The organism is Fulvivirga sp. M361 (assembly GCF_007097395.1).
In the GTDB taxonomy this organism is placed as follows: Bacteria; Bacteroidota; Bacteroidia; order Cytophagales; family Cyclobacteriaceae; genus Fulvivirga.
Genome location: NZ_VKDC01000123.1, coordinates 1 through 320, shown reverse-complemented (window position 1 = coordinate 320; position 320 = coordinate 1). Strand labels below are relative to the sequence as shown.

The window sequence follows — 320 nt, the reverse complement described above, 5'->3', positions numbered from 1 at the left end:
AAACAGGATTTGGGTTCACCGTCACGGCCGTGGTAAAAGGGGCCACTCCGTCATCACAGCCCGAACCATCACTCACCTCAAAGCTATACGTCAGCGTAACAGGACTGCTCGTGCTATTTGCCAACACATCGCTGATCACATCTCCATCCACAAAGGTCAATCCAACACTGCTAAAACCTGTCACTCCCGCAGTGCTACTCACACCCGTCAAACGCATCAAACTGCCCGTAACTGCACTGTTCAATGTGATCGACGTCGAGGAACCGCTGCATAAAGCAGGAACCGTATTCGTGATCGACATCGTTGGACGGGGCTGAACA

At 52.2% G+C, this 320-nt stretch carries 1 protein-coding gene; it reads right to left on the bottom strand.

Going from position 1 to position 320, the window contains the following annotated elements; genetic code table 11:
* The coding region (locus FNH22_RS31840) for a PKD-like domain-containing protein (protein ID WP_143402580.1) at positions 1-301 on the bottom strand (301 nt) is incomplete at its 3' end.
* Between the last annotated feature and the right edge of the window lie 19 nt (positions 302-320).